The organism is Ferdinandcohnia sp. SAFN-114, assembly GCF_059415045.1.
Genome location: NZ_JBPFDQ010000159.1, coordinates 1 through 4941, shown reverse-complemented (window position 1 = coordinate 4941; position 4941 = coordinate 1). Strand labels below are relative to the sequence as shown.

Annotated in this window: 5 protein-coding genes and 1 riboswitch; of the genes, 3 read left to right on the top strand and 2 right to left on the bottom strand. The window is 38.5% G+C overall.

What is annotated here, in order from left to right; translation table 11 throughout:
• Positions 1–567: 567 nt before the first annotated feature.
• Positions 568–1485, bottom strand: coding sequence for an aldo/keto reductase (locus ACR65M_RS26380; RefSeq protein WP_341333362.1), 918 nt, complete (start codon positions 1483–1485; stop codon positions 568–570).
• Positions 1486–1592: 107 nt separating this feature from the next.
• Here ACR65M_RS26380 and ACR65M_RS26375 point away from each other — a divergent pair, with 107 nt between their 5' ends.
• Positions 1593–1751 carry a hypothetical protein gene (locus ACR65M_RS26375; RefSeq protein ID WP_341333361.1) on the top strand — a complete coding sequence of 53 codons (159 nt, stop codon included), beginning with the start codon at positions 1593–1595 and terminating at the stop codon, positions 1749–1751.
• A 47-nt stretch (positions 1752–1798) separates the two neighbouring features.
• Here the strand turns inward: ACR65M_RS26375 and ACR65M_RS26370 are convergent, their stop codons facing one another.
• Positions 1799–2302, bottom strand: a complete 504-nt coding sequence (locus tag ACR65M_RS26370; RefSeq protein WP_440274888.1) for a Crp/Fnr family transcriptional regulator — start codon at positions 2300–2302, stop codon at positions 1799–1801.
• A 350-nt stretch (positions 2303–2652) separates the two neighbouring features.
• Positions 2653–2762: riboswitch (SAM riboswitch) on the top strand.
• A gap of 117 nt (positions 2763–2879) precedes the next feature.
• Here ACR65M_RS26370 and ACR65M_RS26365 point away from each other — a divergent pair.
• Positions 2880–3875, top strand: a complete 996-nt coding sequence (locus ACR65M_RS26365) for an aliphatic sulfonate ABC transporter substrate-binding protein (protein ID WP_440274887.1) — start codon at positions 2880–2882, stop codon at positions 3873–3875.
• Between the two features lie 50 nt (positions 3876–3925).
• A complete protein-coding gene (locus ACR65M_RS26360; RefSeq protein ID WP_440274886.1) occupies positions 3926–4756 on the top strand; it encodes an ABC transporter permease in 831 nt (276 codons plus the stop codon).
• Positions 4757–4941: the final 185 nt, after the last annotated feature.

The following is a 4941-nucleotide window of genomic DNA, read 5'->3' as shown; positions in this document are numbered from 1 at the left end:
GACACGTCCTTATAAATGATGATTGTATTATATAATAAAATCTCATTTTACGTTGTCCACTATTAAGACTAACCTCAAGATACCTCAACTTCGTTCTCAACCGAGTAGGTTTTGCCATTATAAGTCTGAAGATACCTGAACTTCGGACACAACAGAGTAGATTTTGCCTTTGTATGTCTGAAGAAACCTGAACTTCAGACACAACCGAGTAAATTTTACTTTAGCCAGTCCGAAGCTACCTAAACTTCAGACACAACCGCGCAGATTTTACCTATGCCTGTCCGAAGTCACCTGAACTTCGGACACAACCGAGTAGATTTTACCTTAGCTAGTCTGAAGACACACATACTTTCGGACACACCCCCTCAAAATTTGCTATTGCAAGTCCAAAGCTACCTAAACCTCAGACACAACCGAAAAAATTTTACCCTTGCCTGCTTTGTCTAGCTCTCAGGCACCATCGGCTCTAGGTCACAAGCCAATCACCTTTGAAAGCAAAGGACGCCTTCTGTCAGCGCTAATCTTATGCTTATCGCCAATATACGGGCGTGAGCGAAGCTTTGTTATTTACGGAAGTAGATAACCAGCCGCTTGAAAAATGCTGTACCAATCTTCGCGGGATAACTGGACTTCACTTGCTTTCACGGAATCCTTTAATCGCTCGATATTCATGGTTCCAATTACCGGCTGCATGTTGGCTGGATGACGTAATAGCCACGCAATTGCAATAGTTGTATTGGATACGCCGTATTTTTCAGCAATTTCATCAATTTTTTGATTTAATTCTGGACATTTTTCATTACCGAGAAAAGGTCCTTCAAAATAACCATATTGAAAAGGTGACCATGGTTGAATGGTAATGTCATTCAATCGGCAAAAATCAAGGACATCTCCATCACGGTTAATGGATTGATCAATTTGCATATTAGTTGTAACACCACTTGCAATCATGTGGGCATTGGGGATACTTAATTGCAGCTGATTTGCAACAATTGGCTGCTTTACATATTTTTTTAATAACTGTATTTGCATCGGCTTTTGGTTAGAGACTCCAAAATGACGAACCTTCCCTGATGATTCCAACACATCAAATGCCTCTGCAACCTCTTCAGGCTCAACAAGGGCATCTGGACGATGTAAAAGTAAAACATCAAGATAGTCCGTTTTAAGACGTTTTAAGATTCCATCTACGGAATTAAGTATATGTTCTTTTGAAAAGTCAAACATTCCTTTTCGAATGCCACATTTGGATTGAAGAATGATTTTCTCCCTCACGTCATCGTTCATATGTATTGCATCTGCAAAGATTTCTTCACAAGTGCCACTTCCGTAAATATCGGCATGGTCAAAAAAGTTTGCTCCGTTTTCTAATGCCGTTTGTACAAACGCTTCCGCCTCAGGCTTTTCTAATGAGTTGATTCTCATACACCCTACTGCTATAACAGGAACCTCTAGTGAACTAGTGCCGAGTTTTATTTTTCGCATTGTGTTAAACCTCCAAGTTTTAATATAGGAATATTATTACTGTTACCCATTTCTAGTTTACATATTTCGCTATTGATTGGAAAGTATAGATAAAAGGAGGTTAAGTAATGAACCAAATAAAACGCTTATTCATGCTGTTATTATTAGCATTTCCGATGTTTTTCTTAGCGGGTTGTGGGGATGACGAAAGACCTGAGGAAGGCGAGGAAATTGAAGAAATTGAAGAGGAAGATGAAATCGGTGACGGCGAGATTGATGATGAGTAGAATATAAAAGGAGTTCTCCCAAAATCGGGTAGAACTCCTTTTTTTAGTTATGCAGTGGTTGTTGCTGTTTTAGTATCTTTTTTCGTATGAATTCGTTTTGTTAAGAATGGTACTGCAAATCTATCTACACCGTAGTAGTATGTTGCAGCGCCTGCAAATAAGAGAATAACTGCTAATGTGTAAAGTACTGGGTTTGTGCTAACTGTTCCAGCAAGTAAGAAGTTTAGGTTCATGAATGCCCCTGCAATTAATGCTGGGATTGTTGCAGCACCTAAGATTAATCCAAGTCCAACTAGAACTTCTCCCCATGGAATGAGTACGTTAATTATATCAACGTTTGGAACGGCAAAGCCTTCTAGGAATGTTGCATACCAACCTGCTACTGCTGGGTGTTCGCCACCAGCCTTTGCAAGTGCTCCTTGGAGGAATCCGCCTGCGTCAAATCCTCCAGTCAATTTATGAAAACCAGCTTCTAGCCATTGAATACCTAACCATACACGTAATACTGTCCAAATAACTGCCATTTTAGGTCCTTTTAAGAATGTTCTCATCTTAATCTCCCCTTTTATTTAATATTGTGAAACTATTCACAAGTTGTTATAAAAAAATATGATCGTTTTAGCTGCCAGCTTGGGTAGTTAGTTTGTGAAGTTTTTCACTAACTTTCTACACTCTTAATATACAATGGATTTTCAATTAAAGCAATGGGCTTCACAAATATGACACAAATGTTTTTTGATTGTATTTATAGTCTCAAATTTAACGTTTTGTATAGGGAATGATTATAATCACCGAAAATTTTAATAAGGGAAAATTTTTCAAAAAGTGTTTGACTTTGGGTATTTTACACTCTATAATCCATTTATAAAGTAAAACTAGAACGTATTAATTTAATAAAGGACTCTTATCCAGAGCGGTGGAGGGACATGGCCCTACGAAACCCGGCAACCTTCAAGATTATTCTTGAAAAGGTGCTAATTCCATCAGGTAAAATTACCTGAAAGATAAGAGGAGGAAAAAAGCCCTCTTCTTACTAGAAGGGGGCTTTTTTCATCGTTAGGATATGCAAGTTAGAAGTTGTATTAGTACTATTCCTAGTTTTCCTATAAAAATACTGGAGGTACAGACATGAAGAAAATAAGCGTTATTTTTATTGCTGTATTACTGTTGATTGGAATTGCAGGTTGTTCGAATAGCACAAGTAAAGCGAGCCAAGGAAGTGAAAAACCTAAAAAAATCACATTAGATTATGCTTTTTATTCGCCTACGAGTCTTGTGTTAAAAGAGTTTGGGTGGGCTGAAGAAGCATTCAAAGAAGAGGGAATTAAGGTTGAATTTGTTCTAAGTCAAGGAAGTAATAAAGCATTGGAATTTTTAAATAGTGGAAGTGCGGATTTCAGTTCATCTGCAGGGGCAGCTGCTCTAATGGCAAAAGCAAAGGGAGCTCCAATTGAATCGGTGTATATTTACTCAAAGCCAGAGTGGACTGCGTTGGTCGCAAATAAAGATTCAAAGATTCAAAGTATAAGCGATTTAAAAGGGAAAAAGGTTGCTGCAACTATCGGGACAGATCCATATATTTTCCTATTACGCGCCCTTAATGAGGAAGGGTTAAGTCCATCAGATGTTGAAATCGTTAACCTCCAGCATGGAGATGGAGCGGCCGCGTTATCTTCTGGTCAAGTGGATGCATGGTCGGGGTTAGATCCTCATATGGCAAGAGTTGAATTAGAAACGGATGCGAACCTTTTTTACCGCAATGCAGATTTTAATACGTATGGAACCTTAAATGTGCGTTCTGAGTTTGCGGAGAAATATCCCAAGTACGTAGAAAAAGTCATTGAGGTCTACGAAAAGGCTCGTAAATGGGTTTTAGAAAATCCAGAGGAAACAGCGGAAATTTTGGCAAAGTCCGCAAATATTGATATTGAAGTTGCTAATAAACAATTAAATGAACGAAATGATTTTTCTAATCCTGTTCCTGGTGAAATACAAATTGAGGCATTAACCGAAGCAGGTAAGGTGCTTCAAGCGCAGGAAATCATCGGAAAAGATGTTAAATTGGATCAACTAGTTCAGGAATTGATTAATCCTACGTTTGCGGAAAACGTAATTAAACAATAGGGATTGTGCCTCTTTAAAAACGGCACTTCCTCGTGATAGGAGACGGTAAAATGAGCACAAAAGGCGGAGCGTTGACTAGACAAATTAAGGTGAAATCGAAGCGTGAGTTTGTATTATCAGGAAGTCTAAAAGTAGTTCTACTTGGGAGTATCATCCCGGCTATTTTAATCGTGGTTTGGCAATATTTAAGCCACATTGGTGTCCTTGAAGGTCATCTTATGCCGGCACCAACGGTTATCCTTGCGAAAATAATTGAATTTGCTGGAGATGGAAGTCTGTGGAGCCATATTGGGATTACGTTATATCGCATCTTTTTTGGGTTTCTCATTGGGGTAGTTGCTGCTGTTATATTTGGTTCATTGGTCGGCTATTTTAGAATTGCTGAACAGTTACTAGACCCGATGATTCAGGCTTTCCGTTCGATTCCGTCCCTTGCTTGGGTACCTCTTTTTATCTTGTGGATGGGGATTGCAGAACCATCAAAAATTACACTAATTGCGGTTGGGGTATTTTTTCCGGTTTATTTAAACATCGTGTCAGGCATACAGGGTGTTGACCGAAAGTTGATTGAAGTAGGGAAAATCTATAATTTTTCATCGTTTGAGTTAATTAGAAAGGTAATATTGCCTGCATCCCTTCCTTCTTTTCTAGTTGGAATCCGAAGTGGGCTTGGGCTAGGTTGGATGTTTGTCGTTGCAGCTGAATTAATGGGCGCTAGTCAGGGGATTGGATATTTGCTTGTTGTTGGCCAAAACTCCTATTCTCCTGAGACGGTCATTGCAAGCATCGTACTATTTGCGATTTTAGGTAAAATAACAGACTCCATTTTGAAGAAAACAGAGGAAAAAACTCTTCACTGGCAGGATAGCTTTGTGAAGTAGACCTGAAAGGATGAGTATAGATGCTGGCAGTTCAAAATGTTTCTAGAACCTTTTCGAATGGTACGACAGGGTTTAAAAATATAAACCTTGAAACCAAACAAGGTGAAATTTGTAAAAGGACAAGAAAGTCTAAACTAATTTTATATTGTTTAATATTGATTTACTAGTATATACAAATTTTTTGT

Excerpts from the sequence above, each read along its gene's own strand:
- ACR65M_RS26360 (WP_440274886.1), top strand. The coding sequence starts at position 3,926 with ATGAGCACAAAAGGCGGAGCGTTGACTAGACAAATTAAGGTGAAATCG.
- ACR65M_RS26380 (WP_341333362.1), bottom strand. The coding sequence starts at position 1,485 with ATGCGAAAAATAAAACTCGGCACTAGTTCACTAGAGGTTCCTGTTATA.
- ACR65M_RS26365 (WP_440274887.1), top strand. The coding sequence starts at position 2,880 with ATGAAGAAAATAAGCGTTATTTTTATTGCTGTATTACTGTTGATTGGA.
- ACR65M_RS26375 (WP_341333361.1), top strand. The coding sequence starts at position 1,593 with ATGAACCAAATAAAACGCTTATTCATGCTGTTATTATTAGCATTTCCG.
- ACR65M_RS26370 (WP_440274888.1), bottom strand. The coding sequence starts at position 2,302 with ATGAGAACATTCTTAAAAGGACCTAAAATGGCAGTTATTTGGACAGTA.